The sequence below is a fragment of the Stygiolobus sp. CP859M genome, assembly GCF_037389975.1.
Lineage (GTDB): Archaea > Thermoproteota > Thermoprotei_A > Sulfolobales > Sulfolobaceae > Stygiolobus.
In genome coordinates this window covers 24619-47027 of sequence record NZ_JBBHKS010000017.1, presented here as the reverse complement: position 1 = coordinate 47027, position 22409 = coordinate 24619, and the positions used below count along the sequence as shown (strand labels likewise).

Below are 22409 nucleotides of genomic sequence, written 5' to 3'. Positions count from 1 at the left end.
AAATTACCTTGATCATTCACGAGGCTGAACAAGCTCCAATAACACACCCATAACGCTCTTTGGGTGTATAAATGCTACTAGATGTCCTCTAGCGCCAGGTCTAGGGACCTTGTCGACAAGTTGTAAACCATTTGATTCTAGCTCTTTCAGACTCTTTTCTATGTTTTCCACCTTAACCGCTAAATGATGAAGCCCGGGCCCCTTTGTTTTCAGGAACTTGGCAACGGTGTTATTCATGTCCTCGTGGTTAATGGGCTCTAAAAGTTCTACAGCAGTTTCACCATCAGTTCCGGTAAGAAAAGCCACTTTTATACCTCTATCTAGTAAGTCCTCTCTATGAACAAGTTTCATCCCGAGCGTAGTGGTGTAGAATTCAATCGCTTTATCTATATTTTCCACTACGACACCGATATGGTCGATATTTTGTGTCTCCATGGCTAGAATTAATTCATTTTTGACTTATAAGTTTGTTTAAAAAGCAAAGATTATATAGTGTTTAAACAAGTATAATCATGATACCTTATGGATACAGATGAAAAAATCAAGGAAAGTTTACAGAAGTGGGAAGAAAGGATGCTGAATCCGTGGCTAGCCAAGAGACCTGAGAGGAAAAAGGCTTTTACAACACCTTCAGGCATAGAGGTAAGGAGGCTTTATACTCCCCTTGACCTCAAAGGTACGTATGACGAGAAGATAGGTTTTCCCGGAGATTACCCGTTCACCAGAGGAATTTACCCCACAATGTATAGGGGGAGGCTGTGGACAATTAGGCAGTACGCAGGTTTCGGCTCGGCTGAAGACACAAACGCTAGGTTCAGAAAACTACTTCAAGCCGGCCAGACCGGTTTGAGTATGGCTTTTGATCTACCTACCCAGTTGGGTCTAGACCCAGACCACGTTTTAGCGTTTACTGAAGTAGGTGTAGTAGGAGTATCAATGTTCCACTGGAAGGAAATGGACTTAGTAATGTCAGGGATTCCAATGGACAAGGTAACGACATCAATGACGATTAATGCTACGGCAATTGAGGTGTTGTCTATGTACGTAGCAACTGCTGAGTCCAGAGGAATAAGCATGAATGTGTTAGACGGTACTGTACAAAACGATATTCTAAAAGAGTACATAGCTAGGAAGAACTTCATATATCCCCCCGAGCCTTCCTTACGTTATGCGATAGACCTAATCGAATACTCAGCAAAGAACATACCTAAGTGGTACCCTATAAGCATTAGTGGTTATCACATAAGAGAAGCAGGAGCTGACGCTGTTCTTGAGGTAGCATTTACATTAGCTGATGGTATTGAATACGTGAGAAAGACAGCCGAAAGGGGTATTCCGGTAGATGATTTCGCTCCCAAGTTGTCATTTTTCTTTGCAGGTTATACAAACATATTCGAGGAAGTAGCAAAGTTTAGGGCTGCTAGGAGGATGTGGGCTAAGATAATGAAAGAGTGGTTCAATGCTAAGAAACCAGACTCTATGATGTTAAGGTTCCATACACAAACCGGAGGAGCCGAACTTACAGCACAACAACCAGAGATCAACATAATAAGGACTACCTTACAAGCCCTAGCAGCTGTTCTCGGGGGTACACAGAGCCTCCACGTTAACTCTTATGACGAGGCTTTAGCTTTGCCAAGCGAGAAGTCTGCTAAAATCGCAATTAGAGTTCAGCAGATAGTTGCGTATGAAAGCGGTGCAACTGATACTATTGACCCTTTAGCTGGGTCTTATTATATTGAATGGTTAACTGATGAGATTGAGGAAAGGGCGTGGAAGATAATTGATCAAATAGAGAAGATGGGGGGCATGATGAAGGCTATTGAGAAAGGATATCCACAAGCCGAGATCGCTAACAGTGCTTATAGAATACAGAAGATGATTGAGACTGGTGACATGGTGAAAGTAGGAGTAAACATGTTCTACGAGCCCGACTGGATAGGTACTACTGAAGTGTTTAGGGTAAACTCTCAAGTTAGGGACAGAATAATGGAGAGGCTGAAGAAGTATAGAAGTGAGAGAGACGAAATCAAGTGGAGGGACTCATTAAACGCTGTTAGGAAAGCAGCTGAGAAGGAAAGGGAGAACTTATTCCCACACATACTGAACGCAATTAAGGTTGGAGCTACAGTAGGAGAGATAAGCTCTACCTTGAGAGAAGTTTGGGGAGAATACAGAGAACCCGCTATATTCTAACTGTTTTTCCTCAATTTTTTGAGTATTTCTAAGAACCTCTCTTTCTTATCAACCGGTGCTTCAATGTTTTCTCTAACTACCTCCCACTTGTCCCAAGGGAAGATGATCCATTTATCAACTACTTTGTAGTAATAGTCCGGATACTTTCTAGACCACGGCTTAACGAATATTGTTGCTGTCCTTACTAAAGAAGGGTTAAACATTGCTATGACGTTCCCGATAAAGTCTAATGTTTCCCCAGTATCCGACACGTCGTCTATGACGAGAACTTTTTTGTTCTCAAGACTATCTACGTATACCGCTCTCACTATAGGCTTATTTTCCTTAGTATTTACTCCCCTATAGAACTTGACGTCAATATATCTCATGCTCTTTATTCCCAGCACATCCGACATTAGTTTGGCTGGGATTACTCCGCCAGTAAGAATAGCCACAATTACGTCAGGGACAAAATCATCACTCAGCATTCTTTCTGTTATTGTTAAAATCCCTTCTTCTATTTCCTCCCACTTAGGGATATAATACTCAACCATTCATGATCACCAAAGGTATTTTCATCTCGTCCTCACTCAGTCCCCCGTGATGACCTATTAACTTTGTATAGTCATCTTGTTGTTGCTTAAATAAATAAACGTAAGCCTTATCATCATCTGGGACTGCTATGAAATCTGCGTAAGAGCCTTCCTTACCTAACAACTTTTCAAATTCATTCCTAGGGAATACCTTTAATGAAGGATACCTTGAGTAAAGGTAAGTCTTCAGATCGTACTTACTGTGGAGGAAAATAGCCCTTGAGTCGCCATAAGGGGGTAAATCCAAAATGTTAAGGAATTCAGTGTCGTTATTGAAAATTACATGATCTCTTGTTTGTACATGACCATGATCTGCGATAATAACGAATTCGTATTCTCTTCTCAACGCGGCTAGTTTACTCAACCTTTCATAGATATCTTTTATCGCCTCCTTGACCACTTCAGTGTTAGGGCCGTGTTTATGAGCTAATGTGTCGACGTCCGGTATATAAAAGTACACAAAATCATAGTTCTCATTCAAAGCGTTATTCAGTTCGTAGAATGCGTCAAAATAAGTGCTATATGTCTTTGTTACTTTCACCTTACCGTGAGTCATGTTAGTAAATTCAGTATCGTTTAAACCCTTGGGTATTACCCCTGCAGTGTTCTTATCCGTCACCTCGGCTAAATAGCTCTTTACCTCTGGGAATAGTGTAGAATACTTAACTTGTGAAGAAATCGAGTCCCTTGAGTCTATTAAGGGGTAAGTATACTTCAACGTGTTAATCACAGAACCGAGTTTCTTGGAATATGTTGTATAGCCTAAAATCCCGTGCTCTCCAGGTAGTTGGGCCGTAAATAGTGTCGTAATGACTGTTGCTGTAGTTGAAGGGAAAGCAGTAGTAATGTAAGTGTCTACATTTATTCCCGCCTTCTCCATCATTTTATAGCCCATGCCATCAATCAACGCTAAGACTAATCTTTTACCGGTTATACCAATCTTATTGCCTTTGCATTGCCTATTTACCCCGAGAAATTCAGCTATCCCACAGGCTAGATTATAAATGCTTCTCGAAGAATAATCAGGGTATACGAACTCCATACCACTAAAGTTTTATCCGAGTTAATGAAGTTATATGATCATGGCTACTACGATACCTCCTGATGAGTTAGCTGTTCAGAACATGATAACAATTTTTGCTTACCTCGCTATAGGTTTATCAGTTGCAGGTGCAGCCATTGCGGCTTTTTTTAGAATAAGGCGGGGTACTGCGTAAGATGTACGACGCAATAATAATAGGAGGAGGCCATAATGGACTTGTGACTGCTGCGTATCTTGCAAAGGAAGGCCTGAAAGTTGCGGTATTCGAAAGAAGAGGGATGATCGGCGGGGCCGCTGCAACTGAAGAGTTATGGCCTGGAATTAAAGTATCAACAGGCTCCTATGTCTTAAGTTTGTTAAGGAGAAAAATAATTGAAGATCTACATCTAGAGAAATACGGTCTTAAGGTTTATCTTAAAGACCCAGGGCTTTACGTACCTTTTGGAAACGGTAAGGGGATTTCTATATGGACGGACACAAGAAAGACAATAAAGGAAATTGAGAAGTATTCCAAGAACGACGCAAAGAGCTACGAGAAATTTGTCCAACTTCTGGATACTTTCTCCTCCGTTGCTGACTTTTTCATGCTAAACCGTCCTCCTAAATTTTCTGAGGTAGAAGAGCTCTTTTCGTTCTTTAAGGGTCTGAGCATAGACGAGGATAAAGCCTTAAGTCTGGCTAGGATGTTCTTCCAAGACGGGAAGTCGTTTTTGGACGAGTTCTTTGAGTCTGAAGAGGTAAAAGCGGCTTTAATTGAGGACGCAGTTGTTGGTACTTACGCCTCTCCCTCGACTCCCGGTACTGCTTATGTTTTTCTGCACCACAACATAGGTGAGGTGAACGGGATAAAAGGTGCATGGGGGTATGTAGAGGGAGGTATGGGGACCGTAAGTAAGGCAATAGCTGATGCGGCGAAGAATCTGGGAGTAGAGGTCTTCACTTCATCAGAAGTAGACGAAATACTCACCAAAAAGGACTCTGACGGAAAGGAGAGGGTAGTTGGCGTAAAACTGAAAGACGGAAAAGTCGTGGAGAGTAGGATAGTAGTGTCAAATGCGGATCCTAAAACGACGTTTCTTAAGCTGGCAAGAAACTCGGAACTGGACGACTATTTTTTGAGAAGAGTAGATGCACTGAAAACCACGGGTGTGTCTTTCAAAATTAACGGTTACTTGGAAGAGTTGCCGGATTTCGGTAAAGGTAAGTCACTAACAGACGAACATAAGGCTTCAATTCTTATAATGCCCTCAATAGACTATATAGAGAATGCTTACTTAGACTCCAAGCTTTTCGGTTATTCTAAGAAGCCATGGCTTTCTATTAACATCCCATCTACGATAGACCCTACGTTAGCTCCGCAAGGGAAATTCGTGTTTAATATATTCGGTCAATACTTGCCCTACTCCCCTAAGCTTGATGACCTAAAAGATAAAATGACAGAGATCGTTCTCGAGACAGTAAGGGAGTATGCTCCTAATTTCAAGCCCGTGAAAATGGAGTTCCTAACCCCTTTGGATATCGAAAGGAGGTTCGGGATGTGGGGAGGTAATATATTTCACCTAGACATGACCCCTGATCAACTGTATGTTTTCAGGCCGTTGTTAGGTTATTCGGATTACAGAACTCCTATAAGGAACTTATACTTATGTGGTTCTGGAACTCATCCGGGTGGTGGTGTAACCGGTGCACCCGGGTACAACGCTGCTGTGGAAATTCTTCGAGACTTGAAAAACCTAACTATGACTTAAATATTTGTAATTCCATAATGATGTTTGATTATGGTCTTTTCGCAAGATGTAGAAACTGTTATATCATTGGTAGGGGTACTTGCAGTCATGATGACTCTACTTTATATGTTATTTAAAAAGAATACTCAAAAGTTTATGCTTTCAGATAAGGCAGTACAATTACAGCAGAAAAGTACTAAGAAAAAGGATGACGCAGGAGAGAAAATAACGTGGGACATGATAGGCGGTTATGAAGATGTAAAAAAGGAGATCAAGGAATATATTGAACTTCCCCTAAAACACAAAGACTTGGCTAAAAAATACGGTTTGAGACCCCCTAAGGGTATTCTCTTGTTCGGCCCACCTGGGTGTGGTAAATCTTTAATGATGAGGGCTTTAGCTAATGAAGCTAAGATCAACTTCATTTACGTTAATATTAGCGATATAATGAGCAAGTGGTACGGTGAAAGTGAGGCGAGATTAAGGGAACTTTTCGCAAATGCGAGGAAAAATGCACCTTGTATTCTCTTCTTCGATGAGATCGATACTATTGGAGTAAAAAGGGAAAGCCACACTGGTGATTCTGTAACACCAAGACTACTTTCCTTAATGTTGTCTGAGATAGACGGGATTCATAGTGAGGATGGTGTAATAATTGTAGGTTCTACTAATGTACCTCAACTTCTTGATAAGGCTCTACTTAGGGCTGGGAGATTTGACAAACTTATCTATGTAGGAGTTCCGGATAAAAAATCTAGAAAAGAGATTTTGAAGATTCACTGTGTGGGTAAACCGCTAGCCGAAAATGTAGACTTAGACAAGATTGCTGAGATGACCGAGAGGTTTACCGGAGCTGATCTGGCAAACGTATGTCAAGAGGTAGCCAGAAAAGTTGCCATTGAGAGCCTTGAGACCGGACGGGAAAGGCAGATAACAATGGAGGATTTTGTTGAAGTAATAAAGAGGTATAAGCCTAGCGTAACGTTACAAATGCTCGATGACTATGAGAAATTCCGCATGGATTATGAAAGGAAGTTTAAAGGACCTGAAATAGTAGAAGACGAAAATTCCGAAAGGATCACTTTAGATGATATAGGCGGATATTTTAACGTAAAAAAGGAGCTCTACGACCTACTTGAAGTTCAGTTAAAGTATTCTAACTTGATGGAACAGATGAAAATCCCCCCTATAAGGGGAATATTACTATACGGACCGCCCGGAGTAGGTAAAACTATGATGGCTAAAGCCCTTGCTAGAACGTTAAAGGTGAAACTGATAATGTTGAGCGGTGCAGAAATATTATATAAAGGTTATGAAGGAGCAGTTAGTACTGTAAAAGAGGTCTTCAACAGAGCTAGGGAGAACAAACCGTCAATCATACTACTCGACGAGTTAGATGCTATAGCTCCTAGAAGGGAAGGACAGAAGGCTGAGTTGGCTAAGATAGTGAACCAGTTATTGACAGAAATGGATGGAATAAGAAGTCTTAAAGAGGTAGTAGTTATAGGAACGACAAATAGGATTGAGGATATTGATCCAGCCTTAAAGAGACCAGGTAGGTTTGATAGAATAATTTACATGCCTTTACCCAATAGAGAAGAAAGGGAGGACATCCTTAGGAAGTATATAGGAAAAGAGGAGTGCGAACAAGTTAACTGTGTTAAGATAGCTGAAATTACAGACGGATTCAGTGGTGCTGATCTCGCTGCTGTAGCTAGAGAAGCTAAACTTAAAGTTTTGAGGGAGATAATTAAAGGGAACGTCCAGAGAAAACTGACTTATGAAGACTTAGTAGAAGCAGTAGAAATGGTTAAACCTTCTTTAAAGCAGAGGAAAGATAAGAACTCAAATTCTGATCAAGAGATACAATGACTTCACTTAGCGTACTTACTTTATCCAAACTTGAATTTATACTTTCTAACTTTTTATCATGAGGATTTATTCCTAGTCTATTACAGAAGTTACTTGAAGCTGCAATATCTACGTTTCTTAGTTTTCCCCTAATATCGAAGAACATAGTAGCTTTTCCCATACAAACAAGAACCATGTCGAGGGATGCACTACCTAAACTTCTGAGCTTATAGTCCCTGACTTGGCTTAAAAACTCTTTTACCGTTTCGAATTTATTCCTCGAAAAGTAAGCTAAGATAAGTATCTTTTCCGGTTTTCTAATATTTTGTACTACCTTGTCATTAATGTAAGAGTACTTTTCGTCATAAGAAAAAGTGTCCATTGTGAATATATTCGTTATGACTCCAGTAACTGATTGTAACAAGTTATTTTCATCACTTCTGTAAACAGCTATTGACACTGTAGACCACGGAATACCAGAAACAAAATTAGTACTCCCGTCAATGGGATCAATTATGGCTTTGTATTCGTAACCTGAGTCTTCTACAGTTCCCGCTTCCTCTGAAATAAATTTGAATTTATAACCTGTTTTTCTCATAAGCTCAAATATGTATTCTTCGCTCTCTTTGTCAATCTTCCTAGTCACGTCATCTTCGTGTGTAGCTATAACTTTCGCAATATCTGATGAATCTTTTTTCTCTCTTAAGAACTTAGCTACCTCTATCCCTATTTTAGTTATTTCATCTCTCTTCATTTATTTTTTCCTCTTCAATTCATTAAGATACCTAAAAGCCGAGTGAGCAGCTACAGCACCTTGAGCGGCTGAAGTTATGACTTGTCTGAAACCTAACCACATTCCCGTACAATCCCCAGCGGCAAATACTCCTTGTATATTAGTCCTCATCCACTCATCCACTTTTATATATCCCATGGCGTCAGTTTCAAGTCCGTTAGCTCTTGCGAAATCCGTCGGTGGTTCAAACCCTATCTCCACGAATACTCCATTAACGTTTAGTTCTTTAGTTTCTCCAGTCTTCACGTTCTTAGTCAGTATAGACTTCACTAATTTATCTCCCTTAATTTCAGTGACAACGGTATTGAGGATTATCTCGACATTAGGCTTTGCTTTTATGTTCTCTAGATAGATCGGTTGTCCCCTGAACTCGTCCCTTCTATGAATAAGGTATACTTTAGTCGCATACCTTGATAGAATTTCAGCACCTTCTAAGGCCGAATCACCACCACCTATAACAGCTACAACCTTATTCTTAAATAAGGGCGCGTCACAGATCGAGCAGTAAGACACACCCCTCCCTGTAAACTCAGCCTCACCCGGTACATTAAGTTTTCTCCTCTTTACTCCTATAGCTAGTATAACGCTCTTTGCTTTAAATTCCCCTTTCCTCTTAGCCTTTACTACGAATTCATCCCCGTCCTTCCTAATACTTTCTACATGGTCTAAGACTACTGGGACGTTGTATTTCTCTATGTGCTTATTAAACACTTTTATCATGTCTTGGGCATTGATTCCGATTAGTCCGAGATAATCGTCTACTTCTCCTGCCTCAGTGAGTTGTCCACCAGGTGTCTCCCCGATAACGAGTGTCTTGAGCATGTATCTTGCGGCGTAAAGTGCAGCACTGTACGCAGCCGGACCGAGACCTACAATAATTAAATCAAAAGTTTCACCGGGTTTAACATCAGCCGATTTTGGTATAAGACTCATATTTACATTTCACTCCTCTTCGAATTTAAGGCTTTCTGAACTTTCATTTATAAGGTGCTTTTGGGACTTAAACTTTGTGAAAATACTTTTAGTAACTGGTAAATTAGCTTTTAAAGCCGTCGAGGAAGTGGCTAAAAAGATCAACGCTGATGTTTTAGTTTTGGATTATCCAGTTGCAGCTCTGATGACGACGGAGTATATAGCGGAGAGTCTAAAGAAGTTTAAAGACAAAGTGAACAACTTTGATCTTATTATAATTCCGGGGTTGTCAAGTGGGGATGCAAAAACCATTGAAGAAAAAGTAGGGATAAGAGCCTACAAAGGTACTGAGGACATTCACGATCTCCCATTTGCGTTAGATCTATTAAAGAAGGGGTATGAATTGTCTACTGTATATCCTGCCGATAAATTTATCCAAATTGAGAGGGGTAAGAACCTGGAAGACACTTTGAGAAGTGTCGAGGAGTCTGGCTATTACAAATTCGAGGTGGATAACGTAAAGATCCCTGTTGTACCTCCCCCTTTTAGGATCTTTCTCGAGGTCGATGCGACCAGACCGCGGAGGGAACTCGAAGATGAGGTATTAGAGAAAATAGACTTTATAGATGTTTTAGTCCTAGGTTTTCCCAACGGTCATAATGATTTAGATGATGTTAGGAGTAAGGTAGCATCTCTAAGAGAGTTAATACCGGTCGCTATAGATTCTGCATCTCCAGAGGAGCTGATTGAAGGTGTCAAAGCCGGAGCAGGTTTCGTGTTCAACCTAAACGAGGAGAACATCGAAAAACTTGAGGTAATTAAAAAGGACGCCTCATTTGTGATCGCACCTTATTCAACGGAGAATAGGGCTGAAATCACGCTTAAGTTGTACGAGAGGGCTAAACAAAAAGGTTTCGAAAAAGTAGTACTAGACCCTGTATTATCTCCACCACTTTTCGGAGTAGTTGAAAGTATAGTTGAATTCAAGAAAGTGAGGGAATCCATAAAGGATGAGCCAATGCTCATGGGAATACTAAACGTTACAGAGCTAATAGACGCGGACAGTGTTGGAGTAAATGCGTTAATGACTACAATAGCTGGAGAGCTAGGTGTGGGGAACTTACTAATTATGGATAAGGGTAAGACTAGGGGGTCTGCACTTGAAGTCAAGAAAGCATCACAAATGGTTAGCATAGCTATGAAAGAACATAAAGTTCCTAAGGACCTAGGAATCGATTTACTTATCCTTAAAGACAAAAAAAGAGGAAAAGTGGATACTAGTAGTACTGACCTTTACTCGCCCGAGATGGTTGAAGGTCACATAGAGCCTAAAGATATGGACGAAGGTTTCGTAAAGATTGTTAAGGATAACAAATATATCTACCTCAACTGGTACGGAAAGCAGAAGTTCACGTTAATAGGGGCTGATGGTTTGAGTATCGGTAGAAGACTTCTTGAGAAGACTAGGGTAAATGCGGAGCACGCACTATACATAGGCTATGAGTTAGCTAAAGCCGAGATAGCTCTTAACTTGGGTAAAGAATATATTCAAGATAAACCACTCTTCAAACCGTATGGATATAACAGCGTCAGTACCGAACGTAATAGAAAAAACGGCTAAAAATAAAAAATTAAGAGTTTACATCGCATTAATTCCTCCTATAGTTACTCATGACGATTTTTTGGACGAGTTAAAACGTAACGGATTCAATATCTCGGATGCTTGCAGATATGATAAAGCGCTTTGTTACGCAAAAGTGTTCGGCGGTGTAGTGATAAGTAATGACAAATCGTTCATCCATGTGCATCTGGAGGGTTTCGTTTATGAAGGAAATAAGGGAGAACAATTTTCCCCTTGTTCCTTCACTGAAAACCCTTATGTGTGTTATGCTTTTGATGACGGTAGTGTTTTATGCTTCACTAAGGAAAAAAGGGGAAAGTTCATAGATAATATAGGCTTAAGGCTAATAGTTAGATAGTCAGTCAAGGATATTCAATTATTGCGTAACTACCTTCTCCTTCATATATCTTTAATTTCACGTTATACTTACCACCTAGCTTTCCGAAAATTTCCTTAGCTATTTCAAATCCTATATACTCAACCGTCGGATAATTAGCTTCTATAACTTTTATTTCAAGCTTAAAGGGGCCTGTTATTGAGACCTTTTCTAGGTCCTTTTTAGGGATCAACAGCTTATGATCCCACTCCTTAATAATTTCAAGTAACGTAGTCTTTAACAGACCGAAATCTATTACGAAACCTGTCTTAGGGTCTATTCCATCTCCCTCTACTTCTGCTGATATTTTGTACGTATGACCATGTAACTGGTCGTTACCCTCTGAAGAAAGCGTGTAGTGGGCTGAATCGAATGATAAGCCTTCAACTCCTACCCTTACTTTCATTTAGAGCCCTCCTGATGTTTTTGTCGAGATGTTCCCATAAAGACTCGCTTAAATACCTTATTTCATGGCATAAGTTGACCAACTGCTCTTCTTTCTTAATCTCCTCGATAGTCTTGTATACACTCATTAGCTCCTCGAACCTACCCTTAAACACTACTCTGTCTTCGTAACTAAGAGTGTCGGAGCCAATAGTGTAATCCCCTCCAACCTCAACTATTCTGTAAAAAGAATAGGCAAGCTCATAGGTGTTAACTCTAATAGGCATTCGAGACTCTAACTCCCTTATCAAAACGTCTATCCTGTCTTCAATTAGAGATTTAAGGGAGTCTATGACCTCTAACTGTTGTCTGAAAGCCTCCACGTTTAACAAATCCTTAAAACGGGAGGACTTTATACACTCTGTACCACATGGTATTTCTATCTCTAGGACTTTCAATTTCTCTGTGGGCGGAGCTGTTAAATAATCGTCAACTATATTACTCATATTTAACAGTTTGAGAGGTAAGTAATAAAGTATGAAAGAGCTTTTTGACGTCGTAGAAGATTTCCTAGGCAGAGTAATACAACACTATGGTACCAAAGTCGACACTATAATAATCGGTGGTCCCGCTATAGAAGAAGAGGACATGAATAAACCACTCTTTGTTCTCGTTGTCATTAAAGGCGTAAAGAAGATCTCTTTCTTAGCCAGACAAGAGATCGTGGAATATTTCATGAAGAAAGTTGAAGCCGAGAAGGTTTACTCCAATTACGTAATTTATACGGGGCACAGACCTTTGATTTACACATTGTTAGTGGACCCCTTAGAACTGGAGTATCATATTCCCTTAGTAGTCTACTTATCGACTAAAGGCGTGTTAGTCTACGGCAATATGGAAGTTCCTAAACTACCTTCATTCGGTAATGTTATAAGAATGGGCGAAATTAACAAGGGAGATGTGGTCGATCTATGAACAACAGCGCCTTTGCTTCGGAATATTTAACTAAGGCTATGAGGAATTTGAGCAACGCTAAATCGGCCTACGAAGAAGGTGACCTGATTGACAGCTTATGTTATATTTATAACGTAGTCGAAGAAATAAGTGCAAGCATACTAGGACTTTACGGCTTTTATTATCCTTACGATCACAAGGCACAAATGTTAAACGTGATTGTGAACAAGGTTAGAGAGAAAGAAATCACGCTAATAAGAAAATTACAACTCCTAGAACAAAGACTCTATCCGATTATCCTTGTTGACGAGTCTTCGCTCAAAGAGGGTTCAGTAGTGGCTAGGAACGTTGAAGTGAAGAACTTGCTTCAGGAAGTTGAAGATTTATTCGAGCTAGCAAATACTGTATTTGATGAGTTCCATCATTGACTTAGACAAGGATACTTGTAGCTCGGACGTAATTGAAGCCCTAAATAATTATTTTCGTAACGTGATATACAAAATAAATAAGAATAGTGCTTATTTTGAAGAGATTATAAACAAATACAAAATTGAAATAATCAGAGACGAAGGTGATGTGATTTATTTTCGCGTGATATCTTCTTCTGGTTGAACTTTTATTCACAGACCAGAAAACAACTTGGGTTTAGAGAAGAAGATGATTATTACTCGGCAGTGCTTCTTGATCAGCTATTAGCAAATAACTATGAGGACTATACTGAGGAATTACGTAACCTAATCCGCGGAAAGACTGTCGCAGTAGTGGGTGCTGGTCCGAATTTAGAACAAGTCGAATATTTGAACGAAGATGTAATAATATCGTCTGATGGTGCGACAAATTATTTAGTATCTAAGGGCATTAAGCCCGATGTAATAGTGACGGATCTCGACGGAATTTCAGTCTATCCAAAAAACTCAATATATGTGGTTTTAGCTCATGGTAATAACATGGAATATCTGGTAAGCAAATTTCCATTTATTTCTGGCAGAAAACTCATCGGTACTTGTCAAGTGTTTCCTTTTGGTAGGCTAAAGTTATTCGGAGGATTTACTGATGGTGATAGGGCTGTAGTCTTAGCTTCTCTATTTCAAGCTAAGGCTATAAGACTGTACGGAATGGACTTCGATTCAGGGGTTGTAGGTAAATATTCTAAGCCTTATTATGAAAATAATTTACCTGCATCGTGGATTAAGAAAAATAAGTTAAAAATTGCTAAGCACGTAATTGAAGAGGTTTTTAATAAAACTTTATAATTGTATAAGCAAAGAAAAATTTGGGATGTCTTTTCTTTGTTAATTCAAAAAAAGTCAGGATATTTGACACGACCCTGAGAGATGGAGAGCAAGCACCCGGAATAGACTTAACTATAGAGCAAAAGGTAAGAATAGCAAGACAACTAGCAGATCTAGGAGTAGACGTAATAGAGGCAGGATTTCCAGCAGCATCTGAAGGAGAGTTCGAGGCAACTAAGAAGATATTAGACGAAGTAGGGGATATGGTAGAGGTAATAGGGTTATCAAGGGCTGTAAAGCAAGATATAGATAGAACTATAGATACTGGTATAGCAAGTATTCACGTATTCATTGCAACATCAGACATACACCTAAAGTACAAGCTGAAAATGACGAGGGAGCAAGTTCTAGATAGGATATATGAATCAGTAAGGTATGCGAAAGACCACGGTTTGATTGTGGAGTATTCACCTGAGGATGCGACAAGAACTGATGAAGAGTTCCTACTTAAGGCTGTTAAAACTGCTGTAGAAGCGGGAGCTGATAGAGTTAATATTCCAGATACCGTGGGTGTAATGCACCCCTTCAAGTTTTACGATTTGATAAGTAAGGTAGTAAAGGTCGCTGACGGGAAGATAATAAGCGTACATTGTCACAACGATTTCGGTTTAGCTACGGCTAATTCGATAGCAGGTGTTATGGCAGGAGCCAGGCAAGTACATGTGACTGTTAACGGTATAGGTGAGAGGGCTGGAAACGCTTCACTGGAAGAGGTGGTTATGGCGTTAAAGAAATTACTCGGTTATGAGGTCGGAGTAAAAACTTATAAATTGTATGAGACTTCGAAGTTGGTTTCGGAATTAACGGGAGTACCCGTACCTTACTTTAAGGCAATCGTAGGAGAGAATGCGTTCGGTCACGAGTCAGGTATTCACGTTCATGGCGTTATCGAAAACCCCTTAACTTACGAGCCAATATCACCTGAAGAAGTCGGAAACTTCAGGAGGATAGCATTAGGAAAGCACAGCGGAATTCACGGGTTAAAGAAATTGTTATCTGATCAAGGTATTGAGCTTACAGACGATGAGTTAAGAGAGGTTTTGAAGGAGATAAAAGCACTTGCTGAAACCGGACACAAGGTAACAGTAGACGATGCAAAAGCGATAGCTATTAAAGTTTCTACTAAAAAAGTAAATGCATGATAAGATTTTTATTACACTCGGCATTTTTTCTAGATAATTTAATATTAATTGACCCCCATGACGGTGGAAGTATTGGATTACCGAGACCTGAGGTTAAAGCCTCACTAATTCTAATCACCCATAATCATTACGACCATAACGCGTATGAAATAATACCTCATGAAACCGTGAAACTTAAGTATTATGGAGAATTTACGTACAAAAACTATACAATAAAGGGGATAAAGGCTTACCACGATAAAGAGAAAGGTAAAAGAAGGGGAGAGACTGCTATATATAAAATAACGTCACCCAACGGAAAAACCTACGTGCATTTAGGTGATCTAGGGCACTTATTAGATGAAAAGTCAGTTGATGAATTGAAAAATCCAGATTACTTAATGATTCCCGTTGGAGGTGTTATAACTATAAACCCGTCAGAGGCTATTCAACTTATCAAGGCGTTAAACCCTAAAGTAGTTTTTCCTATGCATTATTGGGTTAAAGGACACTACATGCCATTAGATCCTATAGAGCCTTTCTTACAACTTGCGAACACTGAGGGGTTAAAGATACTTCAAATAAATAAGCCCGAAGTAAACGAGGAAACTATAGAAAAGGGAAGCGTCGTGTACTTCAATATATACTAAGTAGAAGTTCAACAACATTCATCCTTCATTTGAACACATTATGACAGAGTTTAGGACACACATAAGCAACGTGTAAACCTTGATCTACTCCTCTAGATCTAGATTTCCATTACGACGTGGTATATTTAATTTATTAACAATAATTAGTACGATTTTCTACTTAGTTTTCTGAAAAAGTGATGTAACTTACGTTAATGGATAAAAGTATAGAAATTATAGGACTAAAATCTGAAACAAAAAAGAAGCTTACAGAGATCTTTGATATGCTAGAAAAATACCGATAAAAGGGTTTCATACGATGAAGCTATAAGTTATTTGATCGAAAGTTAGTTAAAAACAAAGAAATCACCGAAAAGTTATTTGGAATTACGAAAGGATATAATCTGGATAAGGAACTCTTGGAGGGTCACAAGAAGACAAACGATAACAAAGTAGTATTAGACCCTGAAGTTATTCTCTCATTACTTTTGGGAAAAATCATAGAATTTTATAATAAAAATAAAATTAGGAAACTTGAACATAAAAAGGCAAATTAATATTAAAGGATTGGTTAAAATCTGGTTATTTTAAGGTAGTAGAGAGTTTAAATCTGAAATTCTACACCACACAAATGTGAGCACTTTACTTTCTTTAGCTGATTGTTTTACTTAACAACTGTTAAGTTTCCTTAGACTAAAGCAGTTCTCAGAAGAGAAGAGGAATTATCAAGGTGTAATATAAATAAAAAATGTAATATAAAGGAAGTTAAATTTATTGACCAAAAACATCCAAACAGATTCATTAATCCCTTTCCATCAATCTTAGCCTACTGCTAGTAAAATCTAACTTATAGTTGTCTCCTATGCATATAGTCTATTTAACAAAAATACAAAGAGATGGGCGTAAAAGGTTGGATTATAAAAAGACAATGCCTTAAGGGCTTCAAACCATTAAACCTATGGCTTGCCGTCCTTTTACAAGGATAAAAGAAACGATTATAGCTTTACTTTCTCTACTTTAGCAACCGGAACAGTCTCCTTTTCTAATTCTCCTTTTACTAACGTTTCGATTGCTTTTCTGATTGCCTCTGATCTATTTAAATTATATCTTATTGCATATCTGTCTAATAGTTCTAATAAGTCTTCTTCTACCTTAAATGTTACAACTCTCATCTTACTACCCAAATTAATACTCCTCTTGCTTCGGTTTAAATATTATCTGGAGCGGTATTTCCATATTCCACTTACGAGAGGAAGATTACTTGATGAAGATTAATATATTTGTTTTCATATACTTTTATTCAGAGGAGAATACACATTGCCCACTATACACTTATCTTTGCCAGAATCACTTTACGAGGAATTGAAGAGAAAGGCCGATGAGATGGGAGTGCAGATTACAGACTTAGTGAAATTTTACATAAGGAGTGGGCTAAAGAACTCCTTTGATGAGGAGGATAACGATGAAAAAGAAGACGATAAATACTCTAGACTAGAAGAAAATATGGTGTTCCTAGAAGCAAGAATAGCACAGCTGGAGAGTATGGTCAATGAGCTTATCAAGAAACTATATGAGAAGGAAGCTGAGGATGAGGAAGTGGAAATTATAAATAAGGATAGTAAATAATTATAATTGGGCCTACGCGAAATGCCCTTGTGTCCCAAGGGCTTATGAACGTAGGTGGGTCCCCCCAATCCTTAGAATAGGATCATTCTAACTCATTCTAAAAATGATGTTACAGGGACGTCCTGATAAAGATACTTAAAAAAGATGATGAATTGATTCCTCGAACTGATTACATTACAATTAGGGTTACGGTTCTCAGTATAGCCGAGTTCTTCCTTATCTGTGCAATTACCTTATTTAACTCGTCCAAGTTTTCTGCATTTATCTCAATTACTACATCGTATTCTCCATATACGGGGTTTGCTTCCTTAACCCCGTTGATCTTTTTAACTTCATTAGCTACGTCTGTTTCTTTCCCAACAGTTGTTACGATTAAAACGTAGGCTTTTACTCCCATGATCTAATCATTAGTGTATAAAAATAAAATATTTTTCATTTTAAGAGAAGTCTCTCAGAGTCAAATGCCCTGGATGATAAATATATTAAAAATACAGAGACTAGAAACGTTACTAATAAAGAGAATATGGATTCTTGTATTGATCCGAATACATATAGGAGTAACCCAAGACTAATTTGCACGTATGGTATAATGTATATAGTAGACAAGGGAAAACTTAGTTGGGCAGGATTTATAAACAGTGCAGTAAACGAGGCTATCATTCCAAAGCTTATTACTATAAAGTTAATCACTTGAATATTTCTAACTGATCCACCTAATATTACTAGAAACATTAAACTTAGCGCTCCGGTTAACAGCACTGATAAAAGGTACACGATAACTATCATTCCTAAGAAGGGTAATGTCAGGCTAATATTAAGACTGAGGGATACACTGGATAGTAATACGAATAAGAGGGTACCAATTATATCCCCGAGAGAAGAGAATAGCCCTAAGACTGAAGCCACTATTAACTTAGAGAAGAGAAACGACCTTACTGAAAGTGGTGTAGCCAGTAATGATTCGAGAGTTCTCCTTTCCCTTTCTCCGGTTATTCCCTCAAGCAAATAGAATACTATCGGAGTTGCACTGGGGAATATTATTAACGCTATTATTCTCGTAAGCTCTGCTAATTGTCCAGCGCTACTTGAAGTAGGGTGTCCAGTTACGGTTCTGTAACCAAGGAGTAGGTATATAGGTTCTCTTATATCTACAACCGACACGTTTATTTTTGCCTCATGTTCCAAGTAATAAATTCTAGAGTTGGATATATTAAGTAACAACTGATATAACGCACCCTGAGCTAGATCTGATGCTTGCTGATTAGATGAGATAACCACTTGATAAATTATGTAAGCCTGCCTACTTATGTTGCTAGCGTTCTGATAAAAGTCGTTAGGAAACTCTATGATTACGTCCGGATACATTGAGGAGGATATATTGGTCTCAACTATTCCTCCTCTGCTCTGAATATAATTGGTAACAATACTAACGTAGAAGTCATTTAACGGGTTATGGTTTATCACGGCTATAACCGGAGGTTGGGCAGAAACCGAGGCATAAAGGACTATCCCTACTATGGGGAGCAGAATAAATGGTAAAATTATTGTGGAAAGTAACAGCTTCTTATCCCTCTTTATTTCAGTGAACTCTTTAGCTAGGAACACTCTGATCACGGCTAACCACCTTCAGAAAAGCTTCCTCCAAGTTTCTGACTCGCAGTTTTTCTGTTATCTCAGTAGGGGTACCTATCTGTATTATCTTTCCGTCGTTTATCATAGCTACTTTGTTACACATGTACTCCACTTCGAGCATGTTATGTGAAGAAAGGATTATAGTGCTTCCCAATTTTTTAGCCATATTGCTTATGACATTCCTTATCCTCACAGAAGATTCGACGTCTAATGCAGAGGTAGGCTCGTCGAGGATAGCTAGTTTCGGCTTAGTCATTAACGTTCTGGCTATAATTAATCTCCTTTTCATGCCTCTGCTGTATGTGGAAGTCTTCTCGTATATTTTTTTCCCTAAGTCTGCAATTTTCACGCCTATCTCTACATACTCTTCAGCGAGTTTTTTGTCACCTCTAGCATAAATTTCCGCGAATAAGTTCAGGTTCTCTAAGCCAGTGAGCCTTTCATACGGAAAAGCGTCTTCGGGCATGTATGAGATGAGTCCCAACTCCTTAGCCTTTTCTGGTTTGTAAGAGAAGACACTTACTTCTCCCTCATATCTTTTGATAATCCCAGCTATTATCCTCAGGGTAGTAGTCTTTCCCGCGCCATTAGGTCCAATGAGGCCAAAAACGTCTTCTTTAAATACATTGAAGGTAATGCCCTTGAGAATTAGGGAATTGTTAAACTTTTTAAAAACGTTGGTAACACTTACGGCTATCTCGGAATTCATTATACCATAATATATACTTTGTTAAAATTTAAAATCGTTAGAAAAAAATTAGTTGTGATTACTGGGAGTATCAGAGACAGAACTGCCGAGTTCCTATTAAAGTTTGGAGAGAGAGGAGAATCTGTATTGAGAGCTGCATTGGAGTACAGTGAAGAGAACGAGAATAAAGAGTTAGGTGATTTCAGTTACAAAGGGGTCGTTGACAAACTCATAGACATGGGTTATAACTTTGACCCTAAAATGCTCTTACGAAGCTTAGAAAAGGATTTCGGTATAACGGAAACTACATACAAAAGTTCCAATCAGCACTGGTGGAAGTTCCTAGACAAGGAACAAGTCTCTCTTGCGCTTTCCGATTCCGGTCAACAAGACCCGAGGGTTAGACTTATCTTCTTAAAATTTTACTCTCTTGATCCGAAGGAGCTTCAGCGTAAGCTAGAATTCTACTCTAGGAAAACTGTACTTTCGGAGGTGGACAAGAAAAATTTCAGGAAGTTAGTCTTTGATGAAATAGAACAATTAACGCAATTATATGATGATGCTATTCAGTATGAGGAGACTCAAGGAATTGTAAAGCAGATTAACAAGTTATTAACCTTAGCTTATAAAGTAGGGAAGAGGATTTATGGCAAAGGTTTCGATCAGGGATTTTCTGAAGAAGAAGGAGAGGAAAGAAAAGATAACCATGCTCACAGCTTACGACTACCCGACAGCGAAAGTGATATCTAATACAGATTTGGATGGAATCCTTGTAGGAGACTCATTAGGGATGGTAGTTCTTGGATTAGAGAATACTTTGAATGTTACAATGTCGGATATGATAAGACATGTATCAGCTGTTGCCAGAGCTAAGCCGAAACAGTTAATTGTTGCAGACATGCCTTTTCTCTCCTACGAGGTCTCGGTTAATGAAGGGGTAAGAAATGCGGGAAAATTGACTAGAAACGGAGCTGACGCCGTTAAGTTAGAAGGAGGAGAAGAAGTTGTTGACGTAATAAAGGCGATAATTAGGGCAGGAATCCCGGTCATGGGGCATATAGGTTTGACTCCCCAGCGTTTTTTGAGAATAGGAGGTTTTAGGACTTTAGGAAAGAGAGAGAAGGAAGCCGAGCAACTCATAAGGGATGCTAAAGCATTAGAAGATGCAGGTGTGTTTTCAATTGTCGTTGAAAACACTTACGCCGAAGTTGCAAAAAAGATCACAGAAAGTGTGAGTGTTCCTACAATATGTATTGGTGCAGGTCCTTATTGCGATGGACAAATACTTGTTATTCACGATCTGTTGGGCTTTACTGACTTCTCACCCTATTTCGCAAAGGCATATGTAAATCTAAAAGAGATAATTGATAAGGCAGTTAACGAATACATAAACGATGTAAAGAGCGGTAAATTCCCAGCTAGAGAAAACTACAAGGAAATTTCAGATAACCGTTGAGCTATAAACCTCAAGGAGGTAGTGAGTACTGTTTTATTATCGTATTTTTTAACTATCTCCTCTAGTGTATCTCTGCTATAGCTCTTCATTGTCCTCGCGTATTTTATCAAGAGTGGGAAAGCCCTTATCACGTTGTCTACAATAGTTATTGACGCCATTCTTGCAGTCCTAGACAGAGGATTTAAGTCGATCGCTATTACCTTTTTCCCCATCCTCGTTAAAGCCTCAGTTCTGTCACCGTCCTCTAGAGCTAGTAAGACTACGTCGGCAATCAATATCCCTCTCGGACTTACCCTTCTCCTTTCACTGAATAGTTCAGGTATTGTGGCTGAGGCGTCTTCACCCACTCCCAGAACTTCTTCAGCCCCCGCTTCTCTTAGAACTTTTTCAATAGCCTTTTCTCTTTCAACAGTTCTGTAGAACAAGTTTACCTCAATCTTTGCGTTTACTTCTTTTGCTAACTCCACGATCTCTTTAGGCACAAGAGCCGCCATATTTCCGTTAACTGATATCACTGGATGTTTAGCTAGTAAAAGTGTTGCTACAGAGGCTTTGATCGCGTCTATTGCAAATTGTTGAGTCTTTTCCCCTATTAGATAATCGAAGCATTCCCCCCTTCCGTGAGCTATCAGCCCTTGTGGGACCACATACCCTTCCTCTAATCCTTCTACGATTTTTTCCCTTATTATGAGGGATTCTTTTCTGGGGTGGTTTTCTGGGATCAGTGAACGGACACTCCACTCCTTGCTACCTTGTGCTTTATCCATCCTTCTTCACACTCTCCTAGTTTAAGTATTAAGCCTTTCTTTCTAAATGAGTCTTTATATGGAGAGATAAAACCTAATTCCTCTGTGAACTTCTTCGCCACTTCGAAGAATTTGTGGATAGTAGGATTAAGGAGGAACTGGTTTATGTAGTTTAATGCATGTTCGTTGGTCTTAAGGAGAAGGCTCGTTGAAAGTCGTGACTCTGGTAAACTACAGATTTGTACGTCATCCGTAACTGTAAATATTTCCACTTCCCCTATAGTAGGTGCTCCAGGTTTTTTTCTGTAAACTATTCCGCCTCCGTAATACTCCGAAATAACGTCGCCTAGACCGTTTTTTGACAGGACCTCGCTTTCGTGAGCTGTAAGCAATGCCTTCCTTAAATCCGTTAATCCCAATTCATAAGCTATAATTGCGTATCCTAAGCTTATTGCACCACTCATTCCGTAACCATAACCCAAAGGTACTTCGCTGTATACATCTATGGATATCGTACCCAACTTCTTCAATGTAAGTAAGTTCTTGAAGTTATCTAGTTCCAATCTATCACCGTTACTTCTGATGACGGTTATCTTTTCACGGTCGCTCAATTTTCCGGTTACAACTAGTTTTGGTTCTAATGTTAAAGAAAGACCTATTGAACCACTTTTTGAGATGTCGTTATCATAAACTGGGTACCAGACTCCAGAAACATTTAGTGGTACTGATACCTCTAAGTGCAATTTGTACAAAAGTTTATAGGCCCAAGTATATATTTTAATCTTTTAATC

At 39.1% G+C, this 22409-nt stretch carries 28 protein-coding genes; 15 read left to right on the top strand and 13 right to left on the bottom strand.

The annotated features are described in order from the left end of the window. Positions 1-12 precede the first annotated feature (12 nt). Positions 13-435, bottom strand: coding sequence for a methylmalonyl-CoA epimerase (gene mce, locus WIW72_RS07230; RefSeq protein WP_337700383.1), 423 nt, complete (start codon positions 433-435; stop codon positions 13-15). Positions 436-522: 87 nt separating this feature from the next. Between mce and WIW72_RS07225 the strand changes: the two genes are divergently transcribed. Then, positions 523-2196 (top strand): acyl-CoA mutase large subunit family protein, encoded by a 1674-nt coding sequence (locus WIW72_RS07225; protein WP_337700385.1) that lies wholly within the window; start codon positions 523-525, stop codon positions 2194-2196. Here WIW72_RS07225 and WIW72_RS07220 read toward each other — a convergent pair. Both WIW72_RS07220 and WIW72_RS07215 read right to left on the bottom strand, forming a co-directional pair. Continuing rightward, a complete protein-coding gene (locus WIW72_RS07220; protein ID WP_337700387.1) occupies positions 2193-2729 on the bottom strand; it encodes a phosphoribosyltransferase in 537 nt (178 codons plus the stop codon). The two genes, WIW72_RS07225 and WIW72_RS07220, sit on opposite strands and share 4 nt — an antisense overlap. Next, entirely contained in the window at positions 2722-3810 is a 1089-nt protein-coding gene (locus tag WIW72_RS07215) for an alkaline phosphatase family protein (RefSeq protein WP_337700389.1), read from the bottom strand. The genes WIW72_RS07220 and WIW72_RS07215 overlap by 8 nt, the downstream gene beginning before the upstream one ends. A 40-nt stretch (positions 3811-3850) precedes the next feature. Here WIW72_RS07215 and WIW72_RS07210 point away from each other — a divergent pair, with 40 nt between their 5' ends. From WIW72_RS07210 to WIW72_RS07200, 3 genes are read left to right on the top strand one after another with little or no spacing between them, the layout of a single operon-like run. Further along, positions 3851-3985 carry a hypothetical protein gene (locus WIW72_RS07210; protein WP_337700390.1) on the top strand — a complete coding sequence of 45 codons (135 nt, stop codon included), beginning with the start codon at positions 3851-3853 and terminating at the stop codon, positions 3983-3985. Between the two features lies 1 nt (position 3986). Continuing rightward, the gene (locus WIW72_RS07205) at positions 3987-5558 is read left to right on the top strand and encodes a phytoene desaturase family protein (RefSeq protein WP_337700392.1); all 1572 of its coding nucleotides are present in this window, start codon (positions 3987-3989) and stop codon (positions 5556-5558) included. 30 nt (positions 5559-5588) lie between these two features. Then, complete coding sequence (locus tag WIW72_RS07200) at positions 5589-7409, top strand: AAA family ATPase (protein ID WP_337700394.1); 1821 nt, start codon at positions 5589-5591, stop codon at positions 7407-7409. Here WIW72_RS07200 and WIW72_RS07195 read toward each other — a convergent pair. Together WIW72_RS07195 and trxB are read right to left on the bottom strand one after the other, a co-directional pair. Next, positions 7348-8142, bottom strand: coding sequence for an inositol monophosphatase family protein (locus WIW72_RS07195; protein WP_337721335.1), 795 nt, complete (start codon positions 8140-8142; stop codon positions 7348-7350). The genes WIW72_RS07200 and WIW72_RS07195 overlap by 62 nt on opposite strands. Continuing rightward, positions 8143-9114, bottom strand: coding sequence for a thioredoxin-disulfide reductase (gene trxB, locus WIW72_RS07190; RefSeq protein ID WP_337700398.1), 972 nt, complete (start codon positions 9112-9114; stop codon positions 8143-8145). Positions 9115-9190: 76 nt separating this feature from the next. Between trxB and WIW72_RS07185 the strand changes: the two genes are divergently transcribed. Then, positions 9191-10714 carry a dihydropteroate synthase-like protein gene (locus WIW72_RS07185; RefSeq protein ID WP_337700399.1) on the top strand — a complete coding sequence of 508 codons (1524 nt, stop codon included), beginning with the start codon at positions 9191-9193 and terminating at the stop codon, positions 10712-10714. Continuing rightward, on the top strand, positions 10668-11072 hold the full coding sequence (locus WIW72_RS07180) for a hypothetical protein (RefSeq protein ID WP_337700401.1): 405 nt from the start codon (positions 10668-10670) through the stop codon (positions 11070-11072). Before WIW72_RS07185 ends, WIW72_RS07180 begins: the two co-directional genes overlap by 47 nt. 4 nt (positions 11073-11076) lie before the next feature. Here the strand turns inward: WIW72_RS07180 and WIW72_RS07175 are convergent, their stop codons facing one another. After that, on the bottom strand, positions 11077-11496 hold the full coding sequence (locus WIW72_RS07175; RefSeq protein ID WP_337700403.1) for a 6-pyruvoyl trahydropterin synthase family protein: 420 nt from the start codon (positions 11494-11496) through the stop codon (positions 11077-11079). Further along, positions 11474-11980, bottom strand: a complete 507-nt coding sequence (locus WIW72_RS07170) for a hypothetical protein (RefSeq protein WP_337700405.1) — start codon at positions 11978-11980, stop codon at positions 11474-11476. Before WIW72_RS07170 ends, WIW72_RS07175 begins: the two co-directional genes overlap by 23 nt. Before the next feature lie 31 nt (positions 11981-12011). Here WIW72_RS07170 and WIW72_RS07165 point away from each other — a divergent pair, with 31 nt between their 5' ends. The 6 genes from WIW72_RS07165 to WIW72_RS07140 are packed head-to-tail and all read left to right on the top strand — an operon-like array spanning position 12012 to position 15491. Then, entirely contained in the window at positions 12012-12449 is a 438-nt protein-coding gene (locus WIW72_RS07165; protein ID WP_337700407.1) for a hypothetical protein, read from the top strand. Next, positions 12446-12856: a hypothetical protein gene (locus WIW72_RS07160; RefSeq protein ID WP_337700410.1), complete on the top strand. Its 411-nt coding sequence runs from the start codon at positions 12446-12448 to the stop codon at positions 12854-12856. The genes WIW72_RS07165 and WIW72_RS07160 overlap by 4 nt, the downstream gene beginning before the upstream one ends. After that, a complete protein-coding gene (locus tag WIW72_RS07155; protein ID WP_337700412.1) occupies positions 12840-13040 on the top strand; it encodes a hypothetical protein in 201 nt (66 codons plus the stop codon). Before WIW72_RS07160 ends, WIW72_RS07155 begins: the two co-directional genes overlap by 17 nt. Then, complete coding sequence (locus WIW72_RS07150) at positions 13037-13681, top strand: 6-hydroxymethylpterin diphosphokinase MptE-like protein (protein ID WP_337700414.1); 645 nt, start codon at positions 13037-13039, stop codon at positions 13679-13681. Before WIW72_RS07155 ends, WIW72_RS07150 begins: the two co-directional genes overlap by 4 nt. Positions 13682-13701: 20 nt before the next feature. Next, a complete protein-coding gene (locus WIW72_RS07145) occupies positions 13702-14862 on the top strand; it encodes an isopropylmalate synthase (protein ID WP_337700416.1) in 1161 nt (386 codons plus the stop codon). Beyond that, complete coding sequence (locus tag WIW72_RS07140; protein ID WP_337700418.1) at positions 14859-15491, top strand: MBL fold metallo-hydrolase; 633 nt, start codon at positions 14859-14861, stop codon at positions 15489-15491. Before WIW72_RS07145 ends, WIW72_RS07140 begins: the two co-directional genes overlap by 4 nt. Positions 15492-16465: 974 nt before the next feature. Here the strand turns inward: WIW72_RS07140 and WIW72_RS07135 are convergent. Continuing rightward, a complete protein-coding gene (locus WIW72_RS07135; RefSeq protein WP_337700538.1) occupies positions 16466-16642 on the bottom strand; it encodes a ribbon-helix-helix protein, CopG family in 177 nt (58 codons plus the stop codon). A gap of 145 nt (positions 16643-16787) precedes the next feature. Here WIW72_RS07135 and WIW72_RS07130 point away from each other — a divergent pair, with 145 nt between their 5' ends. Continuing rightward, positions 16788-17096 carry a hypothetical protein gene (locus WIW72_RS07130; protein ID WP_337700420.1) on the top strand — a complete coding sequence of 103 codons (309 nt, stop codon included), beginning with the start codon at positions 16788-16790 and terminating at the stop codon, positions 17094-17096. Between the two features lie 169 nt (positions 17097-17265). Here WIW72_RS07130 and WIW72_RS07125 read toward each other — a convergent pair whose 3' ends face one another. Genes WIW72_RS07125 through WIW72_RS07115 form a run of 3 tightly spaced genes read right to left on the bottom strand, consistent with a single transcriptional unit; the run spans position 17266 to position 19437 of the window. Further along, complete coding sequence (locus tag WIW72_RS07125; RefSeq protein WP_156007152.1) at positions 17266-17493, bottom strand: Lrp/AsnC ligand binding domain-containing protein; 228 nt, start codon at positions 17491-17493, stop codon at positions 17266-17268. Positions 17494-17528: 35 nt separating this feature from the next. Beyond that, entirely contained in the window at positions 17529-18710 is a 1182-nt protein-coding gene (locus WIW72_RS07120; RefSeq protein ID WP_337700422.1) for an ABC transporter permease, read from the bottom strand. After that, the gene (locus WIW72_RS07115) at positions 18688-19437 is read right to left on the bottom strand and encodes an ABC transporter ATP-binding protein (protein WP_337700424.1); all 750 of its coding nucleotides are present in this window, start codon (positions 19435-19437) and stop codon (positions 18688-18690) included. Before WIW72_RS07115 ends, WIW72_RS07120 begins: the two co-directional genes overlap by 23 nt. 54 nt (positions 19438-19491) lie before the next feature. Here WIW72_RS07115 and WIW72_RS07110 point away from each other — a divergent pair, with 54 nt between their 5' ends. Together WIW72_RS07110 and panB are read left to right on the top strand one after the other, a co-directional pair. Beyond that, entirely contained in the window at positions 19492-20166 is a 675-nt protein-coding gene (locus tag WIW72_RS07110; protein ID WP_337700426.1) for a hypothetical protein, read from the top strand. Continuing rightward, complete coding sequence (gene panB, locus WIW72_RS07105) at positions 20063-20872, top strand: 3-methyl-2-oxobutanoate hydroxymethyltransferase (RefSeq protein WP_337700428.1); 810 nt, start codon at positions 20063-20065, stop codon at positions 20870-20872. Before WIW72_RS07110 ends, panB begins: the two co-directional genes overlap by 104 nt. Here the strand turns inward: panB and WIW72_RS07100 are convergent. Then, positions 20845-21639 (bottom strand): 4-phosphopantoate--beta-alanine ligase, encoded by a 795-nt coding sequence (locus WIW72_RS07100; protein WP_337700431.1) that lies wholly within the window; start codon positions 21637-21639, stop codon positions 20845-20847. The genes panB and WIW72_RS07100 overlap by 28 nt on opposite strands. Next, the gene (locus WIW72_RS07095) at positions 21594-22370 is read right to left on the bottom strand and encodes a GHMP family kinase ATP-binding protein (protein ID WP_443294907.1); all 777 of its coding nucleotides are present in this window, start codon (positions 22368-22370) and stop codon (positions 21594-21596) included. The genes WIW72_RS07100 and WIW72_RS07095 overlap by 46 nt, the downstream gene beginning before the upstream one ends. Between the last annotated feature and the right edge of the window lie 39 nt (positions 22371-22409).

Bases quoted from the DNA above. Each gene is read 5' to 3' on its own strand.
- mce (WP_337700383.1), bottom strand. From the start codon at position 435: ATGGAGACACAAAATATCGACCATATCGGTGTCGTAGTGGAAAATATA.
- WIW72_RS07225 (WP_337700385.1), top strand. From the start codon at position 523: ATGGATACAGATGAAAAAATCAAGGAAAGTTTACAGAAGTGGGAAGAA.
- WIW72_RS07220 (WP_337700387.1), bottom strand. From the start codon at position 2,729: ATGGTTGAGTATTATATCCCTAAGTGGGAGGAAATAGAAGAAGGGATT.
- WIW72_RS07215 (WP_337700389.1), bottom strand. From the start codon at position 3,810: ATGGAGTTCGTATACCCTGATTATTCTTCGAGAAGCATTTATAATCTA.
- WIW72_RS07210 (WP_337700390.1), top strand. From the start codon at position 3,851: ATGGCTACTACGATACCTCCTGATGAGTTAGCTGTTCAGAACATGATA.
- WIW72_RS07205 (WP_337700392.1), top strand. From the start codon at position 3,987: ATGTACGACGCAATAATAATAGGAGGAGGCCATAATGGACTTGTGACT.
- WIW72_RS07200 (WP_337700394.1), top strand. From the start codon at position 5,589: ATGGTCTTTTCGCAAGATGTAGAAACTGTTATATCATTGGTAGGGGTA.
- WIW72_RS07195 (WP_337721335.1), bottom strand. From the start codon at position 8,142: ATGAAGAGAGATGAAATAACTAAAATAGGGATAGAGGTAGCTAAGTTC.
- trxB (WP_337700398.1), bottom strand. From the start codon at position 9,114: ATGAGTCTTATACCAAAATCGGCTGATGTTAAACCCGGTGAAACTTTT.
- WIW72_RS07180 (WP_337700401.1), top strand. From the start codon at position 10,668: ATGGATATAACAGCGTCAGTACCGAACGTAATAGAAAAAACGGCTAAA.
- WIW72_RS07175 (WP_337700403.1), bottom strand. From the start codon at position 11,496: ATGAAAGTAAGGGTAGGAGTTGAAGGCTTATCATTCGATTCAGCCCAC.
- WIW72_RS07170 (WP_337700405.1), bottom strand. From the start codon at position 11,980: ATGAGTAATATAGTTGACGATTATTTAACAGCTCCGCCCACAGAGAAA.
- WIW72_RS07165 (WP_337700407.1), top strand. From the start codon at position 12,012: ATGAAAGAGCTTTTTGACGTCGTAGAAGATTTCCTAGGCAGAGTAATA.
- WIW72_RS07160 (WP_337700410.1), top strand. From the start codon at position 12,446: ATGAACAACAGCGCCTTTGCTTCGGAATATTTAACTAAGGCTATGAGG.
- WIW72_RS07155 (WP_337700412.1), top strand. From the start codon at position 12,840: ATGAGTTCCATCATTGACTTAGACAAGGATACTTGTAGCTCGGACGTA.
- WIW72_RS07140 (WP_337700418.1), top strand. From the start codon at position 14,859: ATGATAAGATTTTTATTACACTCGGCATTTTTTCTAGATAATTTAATA.
- WIW72_RS07135 (WP_337700538.1), bottom strand. From the start codon at position 16,642: ATGAGAGTTGTAACATTTAAGGTAGAAGAAGACTTATTAGAACTATTA.
- WIW72_RS07125 (WP_156007152.1), bottom strand. From the start codon at position 17,493: ATGGGAGTAAAAGCCTACGTTTTAATCGTAACAACTGTTGGGAAAGAA.
- WIW72_RS07115 (WP_337700424.1), bottom strand. From the start codon at position 19,437: ATGAATTCCGAGATAGCCGTAAGTGTTACCAACGTTTTTAAAAAGTTT.
- panB (WP_337700428.1), top strand. From the start codon at position 20,063: ATGGCAAAGGTTTCGATCAGGGATTTTCTGAAGAAGAAGGAGAGGAAA.
- WIW72_RS07100 (WP_337700431.1), bottom strand. From the start codon at position 21,639: ATGGATAAAGCACAAGGTAGCAAGGAGTGGAGTGTCCGTTCACTGATC.